The organism is Litoribrevibacter euphylliae (assembly GCF_042646085.1).
GTDB lineage: Bacteria > Pseudomonadota > Gammaproteobacteria > Pseudomonadales > Litoribrevibacteraceae > Litoribrevibacter > Litoribrevibacter euphylliae.
This window is the reverse complement of sequence record NZ_JBHRSZ010000006.1, coordinates 179,346-197,325: the sequence shown is the minus strand read 5'-3', so window position 1 is coordinate 197,325 and position 17,980 is coordinate 179,346. Positions and strand designations below refer to the sequence as shown.

Here is a 17,980-nt window from a genome sequence, read left to right as displayed (position 1 = left end):
ATCTGCCTTCTATATCCTTAGCCCTCATTTATCCATGCGTAATCGCTCAACTAAACTCTCCGAAAGAAAGCAGTTCATGGCTCAAAAAACGCCTTTTAACCAAACCGTCCTCAGCTGGTTCGATCAACACGGTCGCAAAGATTTACCCTGGCAAAACCCTATTACGCCATATCGTGTATGGGTGTCAGAAATCATGCTGCAGCAAACGCAAGTCAAAACCGTCATTCCTTATTTCCAGCGCTTTATGGACACCTTTCCTACGGTGACGGATCTCGCCAATGCCTCTCAGGATCAGGTGCTGAGCCTCTGGACTGGGTTGGGTTATTACGCACGCGCCAGAAACCTCCATAAAGCTGCACAAATTGTTGCCGAACAACATCAAGGTGAATTTCCAAAGTCAGTAGAAGGTCTGGTGGAACTGCCGGGTATTGGTCGGTCGACCGCCGGCGCCATTGCATCGATCTCTATGGGCATTTCGGCACCAATTATGGATGGCAACGTCAAGCGCGTTTTGACTCGTTTTCATGCCATCGAAGGCTGGCCTGGCACCAGCAAGGTAGAAAAAGAACTTTGGGCGATTGCTGAAGCCAACACACCGCCGGAGCGGACGGGTCACTACACCCAGGCAATGATGGATTTAGGCGCAACCCTGTGCACCCGCTCCAAGCCTGCCTGTGGTATTTGCCCGCTTCAGCCGGAATGTAAAGCCTATGAGCTAGGCACACCGACTGCGTTTCCACACTCCAAACCAAAAAAAGAAAAGCCAGTGAAAAGCGCTCGCTTCCTGATGATCCTCAACGATCACAATGAATTACTGCTGGAACAGCGTCCTTCCAAAGGAATATGGGGCGGCTTGTACTGCGTGCCTGAGCATGCGCCGGAAAGCACCTATCACGCCCTACCCGATTACGTTGAAACCGAGGAATGGCCTGCGTTTCGCCATACCTTCAGCCACTACCACCTCGACATCACACCGGTGCTGTGTCGAATTGTGCAAGAAAACCAACTAATACAAGAAGGTCAGCCATCATCAGAAAATTCATCAAAAGCCGCAGGAATCATGGAGCCAAAAGGCCACCTTTGGTATAACATGCAGCAAGAATTAACCGTGGGCACAGCCGCACCTATGGTCATACTCATCGAGACCTTAAAACGCCATTTGGCAGGCTAGCGAGCTAAAAACATACGCCCTTTAACAGAGAGAGTTTCATCATGTCACGACTGGTTATGTGCCGAAAATACAAGCAAGAACTTCCTGGTTTAATCGTTCCACCTATGCCAGGGCCAAAAGGACAAGAGATCTTCGAAACTGTATCTCAGAAAGCCTGGCAAGAATGGCAAAACCATCAAACCATGTTGATCAATGAAAAACATTTGAACTTGTTGAACCCTGAACATCGTAAATTTGTTCAGGAAGAAATGGATAAATTTCTTGATAACGCTGATTTCGAACAGGTTGAAGGTTTTGTACCAGTGAAAGACGCTGGTGACGTGCAAACCGTTGATGCGACTAAAACTGAAGACAAGTAACAGCAAAACAACTAAGTATTTAACAAGCGATTAGGATTCGACCAAAACTGCTTACACTTTGATCAGATTGACATTTTTTTATCAAAAAACTGAAAAAATTCACTGATGATAGTTGACAGGTTTCTGAAATCCTTGTTTAATGCGCACCACTTAGCCCAGATAGCTCAGTCGGTAGAGCAGAGGATTGAAAATCCTCGTGTCGGTGGTTCGATTCCGCCTCTGGGCACCACTTTATTTCTTAATAAAGAGTTGAAGCCTCGTCAATAGAACGGGGCTTTTTCAATTTAAGTCATCGAGACTTACCCTTGCCCAGATAGCTCAGTCGGTAGAGCAGAGGATTGAAAATCCTCGTGTCGGTGGTTCGATTCCGCCTCTGGGCACCACTTCCCAGCTTTAATTCAAAACCCTCGGTCGATGCTGCTGCACAGCGCGTTACAATTCCGCCTCTGGGCACCACTTCTTACTCGAATTTGAAAATCCTCATATCAATGCTGCTGCACAGCGCGTTACAATTCCGCCTCTGGGCACCATCTCCCTCTAAGCCCTACTCTGTTGTTCCAGCCAATTTAAAATAGCTTGGTTTGTTTCTTCCGGTTTTTCTTGTTGAATCCAATGTCCGCAATCCAGACTGACCAAGTCCACATTCGGCACAAACTCGCTTAACCGTTCAAACTTGGGGATTATGTCGCGATCGCCATAGATCATCAAAGCGGGATGCTGAATGATCGGGTTCACGTCAGCCAGGATGTGCCAGTTTCGGTCAAGATTCCTGTACCAATTGATACTACCAGTGAACCCTGACGCCTCGAAGGCGGAGACAAAGACGTCTAGCTCGCTCTCGCTCATTATTGGATCACCTAAGGGTTGAACTGCTTTGGCAAGATTAATCATTGCCATGCCAGTTTCAGGTGGCGCAGGAGGTATGTTTTTACGAAACATATTACGTAGAAATTGAGCTGTATTTTCTTCTAACACCGCATCCGCAACACCGGGCTGTCGGTTGAAGTGAACAAAGTAGTAATCACCGCCAAGAATTTGCTCCATAAACTCGATCCAGGGAATGTCTCCTCGTTCTTGGTAAGGCAATGCCAAATTAATCAGTTTATGGACTCGGTTTGGATGCAGTAATGCCATTCCCCACACAACCATCGCTCCCCAATCATGACCAACAAAGGTAGCCTTTTCATACCCGTAGTGATCGAGAAGTGCCACGAGATCACCAGTCAAATGCTCAACATCATAAGCTGTTACATCTGTTGGGCTGAATGAATTACCGTACCCTCTCTGATTCGGAACGATCACATGATAACCCGCTGCTACAAGAGCCGGTATCTGATAACGCCAAGAAAAGGCATGCTCCGGCCAACCATGACAAAGCACAATCGGGTTGCCTGCGTTTTGCTGGCCAGCTTCAAAAACTTCCAGCTCAACTCCATTCACTGAAATAAGCGAAGGCTTGGGAAAATCGTCTGGATTAAACATTAAATTACTCCTCTATCCATTTGAGATAACCAGCCAATGTCTTGCTGGTAAGAGCAGATAATGTAAAACTCATCAGTGCCAAATATTGACACCAATAACTTCCTTAACAATGAATAACCTGACGATATGAATGTTCGCCAAAGACAAGATGCCATAGTTCGCAGCCTTCGCCGCAAAAGCACTTCAACCATCGCTGAATTAGCGGAGGAAGTCGGCGCATCCAGACGTACAGTACTGCGCGATATCAGCACGCTACGTGATGAAGGCTTTGTCATTCATTCTGAGTCCGGGCCTGGGGGCGGCCTGCAACTTGACCCTCAATCAATTCAAACCACGGCCCGGCTTTCGGTCGCCGAAGTCTTTGCGCTGCTTATCAGCGTTGCCTCCATGCGTGCAGCCGGCAATCTCCCCTTCTCTGAGCTTGCAGATGTGGGCCTCGCCAAAATAGAGAAAGCCTTACCATCGGATAAGATACGCGGCCTACGCCGTTTTTTAGACTGCCTCTACGTTGGGAAACTTGCACCGCAGGTGGACATATCCGATATGGGGGAAATGGACACAACTCTGTTGCCCGCCTTCGAGACGGCATTTTTGCAACAACACTGCCTGCGCTTTCAATACCGTGACGCAAAAGGAAAAGTAAGCCATCGTGAAGTGGAACCCCAAGCCATGCTGATCTTGCCGCCACTATGGTATTTAGTCGCCTGGGACCCGGCTCGTGAAGACTTCCGCCATTTTCGAATGGACCGGATCAGTACACCTGAAATCGTAGAAGGTAGCACCTTTCGGCGTCGATATGTGCCCTTTGAGGATGGGATTACACCAGTTCAAAGTTCGGGTGAAAAAATGCAGTGAGTCATTTGCTCAACTAAACAATGTACCGCTTTTCATCTAAAAAGTATTACCTCCTAATACCCCAAGAATCACTCACTTCAACTTGGATTGTTTCCATTGAGCGCCCAATTTCTTAGCTCTAAATTCCACTCCGATCATTACGAAAAAACAAACGGAGGGCGCTATGAAAACCTTGAATATAGCAACCAGATATCTCAAAACATTACTTATCACAACACTGGGGATTTCACTCAGTCAAATCGCAACAGCTGCTGGGTTAATGAGCCCGAAAGGCAGTAACCTTCCTGACCTGGAAATTAAGCAGCATCACGTTGAAGTCACGGTAGAAGATGGTTATGCCATCACCAGCGTGACTCAAGTCTTTGGCAACCCCAACGATGTCACACTTGAAGCCATTTATTCCTTCCCTGTACCTGAAAAAGCGGCTGTCGGTGAGTTCACCTACTGGATTGACGGCCAACCGGTGACCGGCGAGGTAATGGAAAAACAACAAGCCAGAAACATCTACGAACAAGAGAAAGCGCAAGGCCGGGAAACCGCTCTGACCGAGAAGGATGAGCACAAGTCGTTCGACAGTGCCGTCTACCCTGTCTTACCGAAACAAGATGTCAAAATACGCTTGGTCTATATTCAGGCCGTTCATGCGGATCACGGCATTGGCCGATACGTCTACCCGCTTGAAGAAGGCGGCGTCGATGAAGAGAAGCTGGCGTTTTGGTCATACAACGATAAGGTGACCGAAGCTTTTAGTTTCAATATGAAGATTCGTTCGTCTTACCCAATTGAAGACATTCGTCTTCCGAAACATCCTCAAGCCGTTGCTAATTCCACATCCAAGCAGGAGTGGTCAATCTCAATGCGTAACGCTCAGGCAGATAACGAGACAGAGAATGACACAATCTCTCAGGAAGCCCAGGAAGGAGTCGAAAGTGCTCAAATCACCTCCACCACAACACAAAACATAGTTCAAACACTGGATCAGGATATCACCGTCTACTGGCGTCATCAGAAAGGGCTTCCCGGTTCAGTGGATATGATTGCCAATAAAGAGCCAGGTCAGTCTCGTGGCACCTTCATGATGACCATCACACCGGGCGATGATTTGAAGAAAATTAACGAAGGCCGCGACTGGGTATTTGTTTTGGATTTCTCCGGTTCAATGCAAGGTAAATACCAGAGTTTGATCGAAGGCGTTAACCGAGGGCTTGCCAAACTTAATCCGAATGACCGATTCCGTATCGTGCTATTCAACAACAGCGCTAACGAGATCACCCGAGGCTATACGCTGGCAACGCCTGAGAATGTAACGCGCTATACACAAACGCTCGAAAACACTCAACCAAACGGCAGCACCAATCTATATCGAGGTTTGGAAGAAGGCATGGACGATCTCGATTCAGACCGTTCCAGTGCCATCATTCTGGTCACTGACGGCGTCGCTAATGTCGGCACCACCGAGAAGAAAGCCTTTCTGAAATTACTCGAGAGATACGATGTTCGATTATTCACCTTTGTCATGGGCAACAGCGCCAATCGACCTTTATTGAACAGCATGGCTAAAATCTCCAATGGCTTTGCAATGAGCGTATCGAACAGTGATGACATCGTTGGCAATCTGATGCTTGCAACCAGCAAGCTGACACACGAAGCCTTTCACGATGTGGAAGTGGAAATTGATGGCGTAAAAGTCAGAGATCTAACACCCGAGAAAATTGGTTCGGTGTACCGAGGCCAGCAGTTGATTCTATTCGGTCACTATTGGGGATCAGGCAAAGCCGATGTCACCATCAAAGGTAAGGTTTCTGGTGAACAGAAGGTCTACAAAACGTCTTTTGAGTTTCCTGATGACAGTCAGTTAAATCCTGAAATCGAGCGTCTGTGGGCATTCGGAAAGATTGAAGAACTTCAAAATAAGATTGATTACCTGGGCGAAGATGCCGATGCAAAACAAGCCATCGTCGATCTTGCCAAAGAATACGGTTTAGTGACGGATTACACCTCAATGATCGTGGTAAGAGAGGAAGTGTTCAAACAACTAAATATCGCGCGCAACAACGACAAGCGCGTTAAAACCGAACAGGCAGCGCGTCAACAACGTGCCTCTCAAGGTGTTCGTGATAATCGTAAAGACACGCAACAACCGGCGTTCCAATCACCTCGCTCATACCCAAGTGGTGGTTCCGGTGGCGGCTCCAGTGACTTCTGGTTGATCTTGATGTTATTACCACTGTTCGTTAGCACCTTTAAAAACAAACGCCGTAAGGTGTAAAGGAAACACTATCCCGAGGGCTTTTCAGAGGTATTAGCTTAGAAAGCCCGTCGGGATACATTCATTACCACCTCTAACCACAAAGCTCTACAACTACAACGCCATACAACCATAATGTAAAAGCCATGTTTATGTTCAGAAGAAGACCTCTCATCCAAATATTGACGCTATTTGCACTATCTCTTCCGGCGTATGCTTTCGACATCCCCGCTAATCACAACAACGAATGCGTGGTGCTGCTGCATGGGCTGGCAAAATCCAAACACTCCATGAAAAAACTGGATAAAGCACTGCAAACAGCCGGTTATGCGACAGTGAATTACGACTACCCATCTCGATCAGACTCGATTCCAAGCCTCGCAGAAACACACATTAACAACGCACTAAGCCAATGCCCCAAAGCCCTCAAGATTCACTTTGTCACTCACTCGATGGGTGGCATTTTGGTAAGGCAATATCTGGCAGATCATTCAATTCCTAACCTGGGACGAGTCGTCATGTTAGGGCCGCCTAATCAAGGCAGTGAGGTTGTGGATAAGTTACATAACCTACCCGGTTTTGAATGGATCGGCGGCCCCTCATCACTGCAATTAGGCACTCAAGAAAACAGTACGCCAGCACAACTTGGCCCAGCCAATTTCGAACTTGGGGTCATCGCGGGTTCTCGCACAGCCAACCCCATCCTATCTCTGTGGCTACCCGGTTCTGACGATGGAAAAGTCACCGTTGCCAATACAAAACTTGAAGGAATGAAACAGCACATCGTACTGCCCGTCACTCACCCTTTTATGATGAAGAATCGAAAAGTCATTGCTCAGGTAAAACACTTTTTAGCACAAGGGCAGTTTGCAACCGAAACAATTCAAGGGACGTAAGACTAAAATTTTCGCTCGTCCTTTACACGACGCTTGGACTCAAAGACTTTAGGTTCCCACAAACGCATCCCAGTAATAACACTGGTGCCAAAGCGTTCCTCAACCGGGAGCTTTTCATCCTGTAGATGCAAACTGTGGAAAGTTTCAGCCAGCTTATCAAGTTTGCGTTGGAAGGTTTCATTAGACGCTCTCGATAGCATGCCCACCAAGACCTGACGTTTTTCGCCTGGGTCATTAAATCGGTGACTGAAAAATTCCATCACCAGCTTTTCTTCAAAGAAGCGCTGAATGGGCCCGTTTTTTTGCCAGCTAAAGTTTCGGTCTACCAGCAGCTTAATACGATTACCTGGTAACAACTCAATCAATTTCAACCGATCCAGCTTGGCCAGGTATTGTATAAGCTCGGTTTCGCTGAACTCATAAACACTCAGAATATCCTCAAAGCTCCATCGATTTAGGGCACTGTTTGCCACAATGAGCAAAGAAATATCGTTAACAATTTCCTTCTCTTGCTCAATGGTCAGTGTCCGAATCTGGCTGGATTGGCGAGCAATATCCACCAAATCGCTAAACTCCATCCCCAACAATTCGCAGATTTGATCCAATCGTTTTAACGAAAAGTTCTCTTCTGCAAACAGCCGTTTAACACTGGCCTCGCTCAGATCCAGCGCATTAGCTACATCAAGGTATTTGAGACCGCTGGCTTTAAGGCTTGCCTTTAAAGCCTTAATCAGAGAGGAGCTACGCGACATGAAAATTCATTCCTTTGAGATGTAAATCGAGATTCCTGAACGTACATTTTAGCGAACTAATTTTTAATACACTAAAGGAAACCGGCAAATGAACAACAAAAAACCCCGCCTAAAGCAGACAGGGTTCTTTATCAAATGCAATTCACAGACCTATTGATAATTACAAATTCGCTATCGCCAACACGCCCAAGTAGCCCACGGTATACGCCATCAACAACCAGTGGAAGAACTTCATATAGGTAATGAAGGTCAGCTCGGTAAGTTTACTCAAGGCAATCACACCCGCCGCAGAACCAATAATGAGTAGCGACCCACCCACGCCTACCGCGTAAGTCAGACCCAGCCAATCCGCCGTATCCATTTCAATACCAGATTTCAAGATTGCTGCAGTTAACGGCACATTATCAACCAATGCCGACAAAATCCCTACAAAGTAGTTTGCAACATACACAGGCATTACCTGATACAACTGAGGAAGGAAGTCCAACACCGACAGTTCTTTCAACATGCCTACTAACAAGAGAACGCCTAAGAAGAAGAGCAAGGTATCGAATTCCACTTCACGCACATATTCCAACACGTTTGGCTTGGTTTCGCTCTTGTAGATGATTCGATGAGTAATGAACATTACCGATAGGCCAAACAAGAACGTCAGCACAGGCGGTACAGAGAAGGCCACACTCATAACTAACGTGCCAACAATGGTCATCAGGAACAACAACGCAATCAGCTTATCAGCGAAGGCGATTGGGCGTTTAAATTTCGGCAAGGTCACTTCTTCATTGATGCCACGCATCAGGAACAAGGCCAGCATCATCACACCAAATACTGCAGGCGCGATTAACAAAAACAAGTCAGTAATGGTGACTTTATCCGCCAGGAAGATCATCAAGGTGGTTACATCCCCAGTGATTAAAGATACACCACCTGAATTCACCGCAAACACAATCAAGGCTGCAAATTTCAGCGTTTGCTTGGGCTCTAATTTCAAAGAAGCCAGCAGAGAAAGCATGATCAATGAGGCGGTAATGTTGTCGGCCAAAGATGAGAATAATAAGCCCAGCAAAGCAATCATAAACATCAACGATCTGAGCTTAATCTTACTCGGTAACAACCGATAAACGAGCTGCGTAATCAACCCCTGCTGGTTGAGATAAGCAACAAAGGTCATCGCCGCCATTAAGAATAACCACAGCGTTGCGATCTCCAGAAGGTTTTCATTTAACCCTTCCTTTACGTGCTCAATGTTTCCTCCTTCGGGAAACATAAATGCTAAGATCCACACCAGAGATCCAATAAAAAGCGTTGATTTTGCCTTATTCAAATGAATAACATCTTCAATGATGATTAAGACAAACGCCAGCGCGATCAAACTCAATATCAGCACGTGCATTTTCAATTCCTGCCTTATCTGTCAAATTTTTCGAACGGATTATGCGCCTCCATTTTTTGAAAATAAACGGATATTTTTATCACCCGATGAAGTCACATCGTATGATTCGACAAGGCTTCAAGTGAATAGGAACTGAATAATGAAGCAACACCTAAAACACAGTTTGTTAATTTTATGCACCGTTTTTTTAGTAGCCTGTTCAGACTCAGGTCAGCTCACGCCCTTGTCCAAACACGATGTCATTGTTGCGTTTGGCGATAGCCTTACCGAAGGCGTTGGCACGGATAAGGCCAACGCCTATCCAGCCGTATTAGAAGAACTGACCGGGCAAGGAGTGATTAACGCTGGCATTTCAGGAGAAATGACTGCGCAAGGATTAACACGCTTCGAGAAAACTCTGGAAGACTATCAAGCCAGCCTGGTTATTTTGTTGGAAGGCGGGAACGACATCCTACGAAACCGTTCTTCGACTCAAACAAAGCAAAACCTGGCAAAGATGATAGAGATTGCTCATCGGAACGATATTCAAGTGTTGTTAGTGGGTGTTCCGCAAAAGCAGCTGTTCTCAGACACCGCGCCCTTCTATCTTGAACTAGCAGAAGAATACCAAGTGCCATTGGAGGCCGAACTCGTCTCAGACCTTCTGCGCAGCCCGCAATACAAGTCAGACCCGATTCATTTAAACGCGGCAGGCTATCGGAAGTTAGCGGAAGGCTTGTATCAAAGGTTGATTGACGAAGGCGCTATCGACAAATAAGCCTCGATGATTTGCTGTGCTTCGGGGTGCCGTCTGACCACTTGACGGTAATGTTTAATGGTTTGTTCTAGGTAGCGGCGATGTGTAGGCTCGGAGAAATCCCACATCTGATCACCGGTTGAAGATAAAGGGTGAGTTGCTGAGAAAGACACCCGAAATATTTCGTAGATGCGGCCTTTATCTTCCACCAGCGTTTCGGTTTCCAACCCCAGCCCCTGCTCTGCCAAGAAAGTACGAACTCGATAATGATGGTAAACCGGGCACAACAGAAAAGTGATATTTCCTAAGCATTCAGAGTGTTTAGTCTCTCTAATTGAATTCAACAAACCTTGAATAATCTCAATCATCAAGTCACCACCCACACCGGCGATAATGATCAAATGGCGACACTCTTTAGGAAATTCGAGAAGATTTAATTGCGCAGCACTCTGGCAGTGAATCTGCCAATACTTTTTAAACTCATTCGCCTCATCTGACAATCGAGTTTCTAACTGAGTCATCAATTCCGGCACCACATCCACAAAGTGAATCACCGGACGGTTATCTGTCTCTTTTGAACTCTGACTCTCTTTCGAAGTATCAGCAAGCAACGCTTGGCCTAACAAGCCATGATCACAACAAGTGTCCCAAATATGCTGATAATCCTGCTCGACCAGGTCAATAATGGTTTGAAGTCGCGGGCTGAGTTTCATGGCTACAACAGAAAAGCGGGCGTAAAAAGAGCTGTATCCTACCCCAATTAGTCGACGACTGCCTTAAAATATCGCTCGACTGTTCCTCTAGAAATCCTTAAAGTACGCAGCTCATTTTTTGCCCACATCAATTCAGGATTTCTCTCGTGCTTTCGACAGCAAACATCACCATGCAATTTGGCTCCAAGCCGCTCTTTGAAAACATCTCTGTAAAATTCGGCGAAGGCAATCGCTACGGTCTGATCGGAGCCAATGGCTGCGGTAAATCGACCTTCATGAAAATCTTGGATGGATCACTGGCACCAACCTCAGGCACAGTATCATTAACGCCTAACGAGCGTATCGGTAAACTGAATCAAGATCAGTTCGCGTTCGAAGAATACACTGTGATTGATACCGTTATCATGGGCCACGCAGAATTGTGGGAAGTGAAGAAAGAGCGCGATCGTATCTATTCACTACCAGAAATGTCAGAAGAAGACGGCATGAAAGTCGCCGACCTTGAAACTCAGTTCGCTGAAATGGACGGCTACACCGCCGAAGCGCGCGCCGGTGAAATTCTGTTAGGTGCAGGTATCGCTGAAGAATTGCATTTCGGTCTGATGAGCGAAGTAGCTCCGGGTTGGAAACTGCGTGTACTTCTTGCTCAAGCCTTATTCTCTGATCCAGATATTTTGCTACTGGACGAACCAACCAACAACTTGGACATTCACTCGATCCACTGGTTGGAAAGCGTGCTTAACGAACGTAAAAGCACCATGATCATCATCTCGCACGACCGTCACTTTTTAAACTCAGTCTGTACCCACATGGCGGACATCGACTACGGTGAGCTGCGTATCTATCCGGGCAACTACGATGACTTCATGATTGCATCGACAGCAGCGCGTGAACGTCTGCAAGCGGATAACGCTAAGAAGAAAGCACAAATTGCCGAACTTCAACAATTTGTGAGCCGTTTCTCTGCCAATGCATCGAAAGCAAAACAAGCAACCTCTCGCGCTAAGCAAATGGAAAAGATCAAACTGGATGACATCAAACCTTCCAGCCGCGTCAGCCCGTTTATCCGCTTCAATCAAGAAAAGAAATTACATCGCCAAGCCTTCATTCTTGAAGATATGGGCTTTGGATATGAGAGCGAGCACCTGTTCGATGGTGGCAACCTGATCCTTGAAGCCGGTTCTCGTTTGGCCGTCATCGGTGAAAATGGGGTCGGTAAAACATCTTTCCTAAAGTGTTTGATGGGTGAATTAAACGCAACTTCGGGTGAAATCAAATGGGCTGAAAACGCCAAGCTGGGTTATTGCCCGCAGGACAGCAACGACGATTTCGCTTGCGACATGACCTTGTTTGATTGGATCAGCCAATGGCGCCGTCCGGAAGATGATGAGCAATCATTACGCGGAATTCTTGGCCGCATGCTGTTCTCTTCTCACGACATCGGCAAGAAAGTCAGCGTCTGCTCCGGTGGTGAAAAGAACCGCTTATTGTTCGGAAAACTGATCATGAGTAACGCTAACGTATTGATCATGGACGAACCAACCAACCACTTGGACATGGAATCCATCGAAGCCTTGAACATGGCACTGGAAATGTTCGAAGGCACTTTAATCTTCGTGAGCCACGACCGTGAATTCGTTTCGTCGTTGGCCACACAAATCATTGAAATCAAAGACCAGAAACTGGTGCATTTCCAAGGCACTTACGATGAGTACTTGGCATCTCAGGATTTGGAAGGCTAGCCCCTTTCAGCGTTACCATTCAGAAGCAGCAATAAGCATAATGCTGCTTCTGATAGCCTGTACCAAAAGTAACCCGAAAAGCTGTGCAAATAGCCAAGAATAATGGCACATTAGCTAACCTGAGAATTCCAGATAATCCGCAGGTAAGAAAATAATGATCAACTGGCAAGTATTAGCGTTTAATCAACTGTCTTTGGAACAGCTTTATCAGATCCTCAAACTGCGCATAGATATTTTTGTCGTTGAACAAAATTGCCCATATTCAGATTTAGATAATCTCGATCAGCAATGCCGCCATCTTATGGCCATCGAAAACGATCAAATCACTGCCTATACCCGTTTGATTCCACCTGGAATTGTTCATAAAGGTAGCCTATTAGAGAACCAAGCGGCCATTGGTCGAGTGGTGATTTCAGAACAAGCGCGCGGTCGCAAGTTGGGTTACGAATTAATGCAGCGTTCCATTGATGCGGTATGGGAAGAAACACCCAATATCCCGATTAAAATCGGTGCCCAGCAACACCTGGAAAACTTCTATGGAAAGTTAGGTTTCAAGACCATTTCGGATATGTATCTGGAAGACGATATTCCGCATATTGATATGTTGCTTGATCCTGAGAATAATTAAGCTCCTGCTCACAAAGCTAAGGCAATGGACATGCTGGCGCAACTCATCACTCAAGCACATGCACTGATCGAACAAGCCGATGGTAGTTTTCCGGTTCAAGTATTTCATTGTCGAGAGAAGCAACAGCTTCACCGTGTCCATTTTTTCCAACCAACCTTGATGTTGGTTCTGCGCGGCGCCAAACAGATCTCAGGGCCAACGCCGACTCAATGCCCGGAAGGCAATATGTTGTTGGTGTCGAGCGGATACGAGTTTCCCTTTGCCAATATCCCCAACGATTTCTATATGGCATTGGTGATTCCCTTCTCACCAGAAGATTTCCCGAATAAAGCCGCCAATAACGACGATGTACCAAGCATTGAGATTCAACAGGCACCGAAATCTATCCTGACACTGGTGTTGCAGTTAATGAATTTGAGTAAGAGCGGCTTACCCGTTGATGTTTTACACTCTCGCCGTAGAGAACTGGCCGCATTACTGAGCCATCTTCAACTGGATGCCAACCTACGTTGCCCTGCCACGCCAACGTGGCGAACGAAGGTAGTTGATCTTTTGCAAACTGACATCGCTAAAGAGTGGAAGTTGGAAGAGGTCTGCCAAGCCCTTGCTACCAGCGAATCCAATTTACGACGTAGACTGCAACAAGAAAACACCGGCTTTCGGGAATTACTCGAAGATTTGCGCCTCACCTACGGCCTTGGACTGATCCAAACCAGCCACTTTCCTATCAATCAGATTGCATTGGAATGCGGCTACCAATCGGCGTCACGTTTCAGTGAACGCTTCAAAAAGCGCTTTCAAACAACTCCGAGTGAATTGAGACAAGCGCTTTAAATCGTTTTTAAAGAACGAGTTTTTACAACACCTAGTTTTTAAAGAAGTAGTTTTTCAACAAGTAATTTTTCAAAAGCACCTTTGGCGGTTTCAGGCAACAACTTGAACGTTTCCGGCGAACACGGATTTCTCAGACCGATAGACTCATTGCTATCAATTAGATCTCAACAGATCTGATCACCCTTAATCCGAACACTCTTAATCCAAACACCCGAAGGAGTTTCTGATGAAACTACGTTCCTCTTTACTTAGCCTTGCGTTAACCAGTGTATTTACTGCGACTGCATCCGCAGACATGACACTCACCAGCACCGACATTCGTACCGGTGAAAAAATGCCAAAAGCCCATGAATTTGCAGGCTTCGGTTGTGACGGTCAGAACCTGTCGCCACAACTAAGCTGGGCGAATGCGCCAACAGGCACTAAGAGCTTTGCAGTCACAGCGTATGATCCGGATGCCCCGACCGGCAGCGGCTGGTGGCATTGGGTGGTCACGAATATCCCAACGTCGGTAACAAGCTTGGAAACCGGTGCAGGCGCGGAAAACAGCACAGCCTTGCCAGCAAGCAGCCAAACCTTCCGAACCGATTACGGTAGCAAAAGCTTTGGTGGTGCTTGTCCGCCGGAAGGTGATAAGGCCCATCGCTATCAATTCAAAGTGTTTGCTTTGGATGTAGAAACACTGGAATTACCCGCGGAAGGCAGTGCCGCTCTGGTCGGTTACTATCTCAATGCTCATGCCTTAGAAATAGCAACACTGGAAGCCTTATATCAGCGCTAATGCGCTGCTATGAGATGACTAGTAATACATCACTAATAATAAATGGCTAACACATTAAATAGGCCAAAGCCGGTATAAGGAAGATGGTATTTTCGAAGCTGTACTATCAAAGCACAGTCATCGAACCAAAACAGGGCACTAAACGTCATTATCCTACGGTTCTATGAGCTCTTCCTTATACCCCTTTCTCTGTATCTGAACACTCCATACAGGTATTGCTCACACGGATAATGGGCAACCGCTATTTTTGCGCAAAATCGTTAATTCTTTCCTATTTATTGTCCTGAGATGACATCGAATTTCTAGAAACTCTGCTAACTTGAAACTTAGCCTCCAAGCCAGTCATAAACAGGTTTGGTGCAGCTTTTTATTTACCCAATAACCAAACATAAGTTGAGGGATTTAAAACGTTATGAGCGAAGACTAGGCTAGGCAAAATTCATCGAAAAGGCGTAGGGGCCGGCCCTCCGGTTTATATCTTGATAAATGAGCATTTGATCGGACTGGCGCCCCAGAAGAATTTTAACAACGCATCGTCGAGCGCAATAGTTTTTAAAACCTCAACTGGCGGTTTTTCGCAGTCACAAATAGAGCCCAGGCAGTAGTCGATCATTAGCAGTATCAGCGCCGGAATAACGAGCAATTACTAAATGGAGATTAGTTCGATGTCTACTGATACCCCCCCTGTTGAAGAGCAAACGAAGAGCAGCGATGAAACAGCCAGCTTGTATAAAGTTCGTGCAGACCAAGGTGTGCCAGGTTCAGACGAGCCAAATTTAAGTAAGTACGACCACGATCACTCGGTGATGAATATTCAGTACGCAACGGCTGTTCGTTTTGAAACACCAGTAGTGCCCAGTTTTTCTGTGTTTGGATCTCTCTTATCCGTACTCAGTTTGTTATTAATGACGGTTTTATCCGTTGCCATGTTCATGCAGCTTACCGGACTTGGCCAAGCCTATGACGTAATCCCCTTAGCCATTTTCGAGAACCTACCGACCGGGGAGTTAGCCAGCTGGACTTGGGTTCCCTTCTTATTCACCATCTTTGGTGCGGGGTTAGGTTTTCTCTATGAAGGCTCGTTGTTAGTCACAGGTCAGCCTTTCCAGCTGATGAAAACCAAATTCGGACAATTCATTCAAAGCATTCGATTCTTGAACCTTGCTCCAGTGGTAGCGTCTCTGTTCTTCTTTACCTGTAGCATGATGATTGCACAGGTAGAGCTGCGAACCGCACTACTCTACCTTTCAGGTGCAGCAGCATTTGGTTTAGGCTTTGCCCTCTTTTATGGGGGGGCACAAACCGCTGTCAGCCTAACCTTATTGGGTACTCAAGTGGCTCAAATTATTATTGTGCTCAGTGCTACCGTCACACCGCCAGGTGGGGAGCTGGTCACTCAGTTATTGATTGGTCAGGCATTACTTCAAATGACCTCTCTTTTGATCGGTACATCAAACCCGTATAAAAGCACCGCGTTCCATATCATCAGTTCCATTTCCGGCGTATTGCTATTCATGGCTATCATGGAAGCAACGATCGCTTCTCCAGGTTTCTCCGAGAAAATGGCCATCGCCTTACCACAGGGCAGTTTGCTTCTTTGGGGCTTTATTGCCAGCTGCGCCATTGGATTAATTGCGGTGGCAGTGGTATCTCCCAAGACACTTGCATCGTGGCGCTCTCAAACCAGCCAATTGATTTGGGCACCTCTGTATTTCTTCCTAGTCAGTGCCAAGCGTTTTCCAAAACCGTTCAACCTCAGCACCGTGTATGACAACAACCCGCCTGAACAAACTCAGCTCAAGCCTTACTATCAAGTACATACCGAGTTTTTACTACAAAGCTTGTCGATTCCTGCCGCTGTTAAATTGGAAAAGAACGTTACTATCTTTAAGAAACTAGTGAACAAGATCGTGGGCATCTTTAAAGTCATTGCTTTACTGGATCATTTCTTCCCGCAAGCCAAGATATCCGTTCCTATCGAGACAAAGCCTCGATTACCGATTTGGAGTGACGGCGAAGAATACTGGCCGAACTTGTTCACCAAGAAAATCTTTGGTCTGACCATTCCTGGTTACGGCGGCCACATGGAGAAAACACCGGAGCCCGTTATTGATGCGTACAAAGCAGGTCAATTGATGGCGTACCTTACTGAGTTTGGAGTAGCCGCAACCTTCGCCAAAGCTTGTCTAGAAAAAGGGCCGGGCTATTTGGTGTCAGACTTCAGCTTCCTAGAAAACTATGAAACAAAACCTGACTATGAGTCCTACGGCGGTAAGGCCTACTTCAAAATCAACAATGACAAAGAATGTTTAGAACTGATTTCCATAGTAGCACCACATTCAGATCAGGAAATTCCGGCGGATCCAAACAGCGGTACCTTCCGGTATGCTGAAAGTTTAGTTCTGGCTTCGATGTACTACCAAGTCATCAGCGGCAAGCACTTAGCTGAAATTCACATGACCTATAATCTGGTGGAAGTGGCCATGCATAACGCCTTTGATGTGCAAGGCCAATGGACGCATCCATTCCGTACTTTCTTATACCTGCATTTCTTCTCCCACGAGTTGGCCGAGGAAATCACCACTGAGCACTTGGTGCAAGAAGGCGCGGTGTTTACCCAGATCTTCGCCACGACACACGACAGCCTGATTAACCACCTCAACGACTGCTATCACGACTTCCACTACGGTGAAGATGAGAACTTTGAAGAACGAGCGGCGTTAATGACGATGCCGCCTAAACCGGGGGAAACACAAGATAAAATTCTTCCAAACGCCTGCATCAATTGGGAGTTGGAGTACTTTGGTATTTGGCATAAGTACACCACCGCACTGATCGATATTATTTATCCAAACGATGATGCAGTGAAAGAAGACCAATACCTTCAAGACTTCCACTCTGCGTTGTTAGAGGTACTGGTGAACGGCTTACCAAACCGCTATCAAGCATTCAAAACCAAAGAAGGTGTTGCGCGTTTTGCGGCAGATACCATCCATCACACGGTTGTTCGTCATCAGGTCTATGGCACCACGGGTGTGAAAGCCGCGTTAGATCCTCGTATTGGTTCACCACAAATTCCGAGAGATCTTGGTACACCGGCAGTTGATGAGTGGCGTTCACTGGCTTACGTGGCCTTAGCCACAGGTCGAGCTCGTTTCACCCTGTTGATGAACGATTTCACCTATCTGTTGGATGGCATTGATGCCAATTACAAACAGCAAATGAAACCGGTATTTGATCAGCTGCAAACAGATTTAAAAGCACTTGAGGAGAAGTGGAACAGTACAGAGGACGAAAAAGAATACAACATTAACTACTTCCGAGCGGTGCCTTCTAAACTACACACCGGCCCAGGATACTAATTTCGGAACAGACCCGTTTAAGTCGGAA

General features: G+C 46.4%; 15 protein-coding genes and 2 tRNA genes. 13 read left to right on the top strand and 4 right to left on the bottom strand.

Going from position 1 to position 17,980, the window contains the following annotated elements; genetic code table 11:
- Positions 1 to 76 precede the first annotated feature (76 nt).
- The 4 genes from mutY to ACFOEK_RS14865 all read left to right on the top strand — a co-directional run bounded on the left by mutY (position 77) and on the right by ACFOEK_RS14865 (position 1,913).
- The gene (mutY, locus tag ACFOEK_RS14880) at positions 77 to 1,171 is read left to right on the top strand and encodes an A/G-specific adenine glycosylase (protein WP_386722246.1); all 1,095 of its coding nucleotides are present in this window, start codon (positions 77 to 79) and stop codon (positions 1,169 to 1,171) included.
- 41 nt (positions 1,172 to 1,212) lie between these two features.
- Complete coding sequence (locus ACFOEK_RS14875) at positions 1,213 to 1,530, top strand: oxidative damage protection protein (protein WP_386722245.1); 318 nt, start codon at positions 1,213 to 1,215, stop codon at positions 1,528 to 1,530.
- A 153-nt stretch (positions 1,531 to 1,683) separates the two neighbouring features.
- Positions 1,684 to 1,759, top strand: a tRNA-Phe gene (locus ACFOEK_RS14870).
- 78 nt (positions 1,760 to 1,837) lie between these two features.
- Positions 1,838 to 1,913, top strand: a tRNA-Phe gene (locus ACFOEK_RS14865).
- A 154-nt stretch (positions 1,914 to 2,067) separates the two neighbouring features.
- On the opposite strand, the gene ACFOEK_RS14860 is transcribed toward ACFOEK_RS14865, so the two are convergent.
- Positions 2,068 to 3,012 carry an alpha/beta fold hydrolase gene (locus tag ACFOEK_RS14860; RefSeq protein WP_386722244.1) on the bottom strand — a complete coding sequence of 315 codons (945 nt, stop codon included), beginning with the start codon at positions 3,010 to 3,012 and terminating at the stop codon, positions 2,068 to 2,070.
- Positions 3,013 to 3,138: 126 nt separating this feature from the next.
- Here ACFOEK_RS14860 and ACFOEK_RS14855 point away from each other — a divergent pair, with 126 nt between their 5' ends.
- The 3 genes from ACFOEK_RS14855 to ACFOEK_RS14845 all read left to right on the top strand — a co-directional run bounded on the left by ACFOEK_RS14855 (position 3,139) and on the right by ACFOEK_RS14845 (position 7,011).
- Positions 3,139 to 3,867 (top strand): helix-turn-helix transcriptional regulator, encoded by a 729-nt coding sequence (locus ACFOEK_RS14855; protein ID WP_386722243.1) that lies wholly within the window; start codon positions 3,139 to 3,141, stop codon positions 3,865 to 3,867.
- 163 nt (positions 3,868 to 4,030) lie between these two features.
- Positions 4,031 to 6,136 (top strand): VIT and vWA domain-containing protein, encoded by a 2,106-nt coding sequence (locus tag ACFOEK_RS14850; RefSeq protein WP_386722242.1) that lies wholly within the window; start codon positions 4,031 to 4,033, stop codon positions 6,134 to 6,136.
- Between the two features lie 131 nt (positions 6,137 to 6,267).
- Complete coding sequence (locus ACFOEK_RS14845; RefSeq protein ID WP_386722241.1) at positions 6,268 to 7,011, top strand: esterase/lipase family protein; 744 nt, start codon at positions 6,268 to 6,270, stop codon at positions 7,009 to 7,011.
- 2 nt (positions 7,012 to 7,013) lie between these two features.
- On the opposite strand, the gene ACFOEK_RS14840 is transcribed toward ACFOEK_RS14845, so the two are convergent.
- Both ACFOEK_RS14840 and nhaD read right to left on the bottom strand, forming a co-directional pair.
- Entirely contained in the window at positions 7,014 to 7,763 is a 750-nt protein-coding gene (locus tag ACFOEK_RS14840; protein ID WP_386722240.1) for a helix-turn-helix domain-containing protein, read from the bottom strand.
- A gap of 160 nt (positions 7,764 to 7,923) precedes the next feature.
- Positions 7,924 to 9,156, bottom strand: a complete 1,233-nt coding sequence (gene nhaD, locus ACFOEK_RS14835) for a sodium:proton antiporter NhaD (protein ID WP_386722239.1) — start codon at positions 9,154 to 9,156, stop codon at positions 7,924 to 7,926.
- A 139-nt stretch (positions 9,157 to 9,295) separates the two neighbouring features.
- Here nhaD and ACFOEK_RS14830 point away from each other — a divergent pair, with 139 nt between their 5' ends.
- A complete protein-coding gene (locus ACFOEK_RS14830; RefSeq protein ID WP_386722238.1) occupies positions 9,296 to 9,913 on the top strand; it encodes an arylesterase in 618 nt (205 codons plus the stop codon).
- On the opposite strand, the gene ACFOEK_RS14825 is transcribed toward ACFOEK_RS14830, so the two are convergent.
- The gene (locus ACFOEK_RS14825) at positions 9,877 to 10,605 is read right to left on the bottom strand and encodes a tRNA (adenine(22)-N(1))-methyltransferase (protein ID WP_386722237.1); all 729 of its coding nucleotides are present in this window, start codon (positions 10,603 to 10,605) and stop codon (positions 9,877 to 9,879) included. The two genes, ACFOEK_RS14830 and ACFOEK_RS14825, sit on opposite strands and share 37 nt — an antisense overlap.
- Positions 10,606 to 10,751: 146 nt before the next feature.
- Here ACFOEK_RS14825 and ACFOEK_RS14820 point away from each other — a divergent pair, with 146 nt between their 5' ends.
- The 5 genes from ACFOEK_RS14820 to ACFOEK_RS14800 all read left to right on the top strand — a co-directional run bounded on the left by ACFOEK_RS14820 (position 10,752) and on the right by ACFOEK_RS14800 (position 17,952).
- Positions 10,752 to 12,347, top strand: a complete 1,596-nt coding sequence (locus ACFOEK_RS14820) for an ABC-F family ATPase (protein WP_386722236.1) — start codon at positions 10,752 to 10,754, stop codon at positions 12,345 to 12,347.
- Positions 12,348 to 12,501: 154 nt separating this feature from the next.
- The gene (locus ACFOEK_RS14815; protein ID WP_386722235.1) at positions 12,502 to 12,975 is read left to right on the top strand and encodes a GNAT family N-acetyltransferase; all 474 of its coding nucleotides are present in this window, start codon (positions 12,502 to 12,504) and stop codon (positions 12,973 to 12,975) included.
- Positions 12,976 to 13,005: 30 nt separating this feature from the next.
- The gene (locus ACFOEK_RS14810; protein ID WP_386722234.1) at positions 13,006 to 13,809 is read left to right on the top strand and encodes a helix-turn-helix transcriptional regulator; all 804 of its coding nucleotides are present in this window, start codon (positions 13,006 to 13,008) and stop codon (positions 13,807 to 13,809) included.
- Positions 13,810 to 14,035: 226 nt separating this feature from the next.
- Positions 14,036 to 14,590: a YbhB/YbcL family Raf kinase inhibitor-like protein gene (locus ACFOEK_RS14805; RefSeq protein ID WP_386722233.1), complete on the top strand. Its 555-nt coding sequence runs from the start codon at positions 14,036 to 14,038 to the stop codon at positions 14,588 to 14,590.
- Between the two features lie 665 nt (positions 14,591 to 15,255).
- On the top strand, positions 15,256 to 17,952 hold the full coding sequence (locus ACFOEK_RS14800) for a hypothetical protein (protein ID WP_386722232.1): 2,697 nt from the start codon (positions 15,256 to 15,258) through the stop codon (positions 17,950 to 17,952).
- Positions 17,953 to 17,980 lie beyond the last annotated feature (28 nt).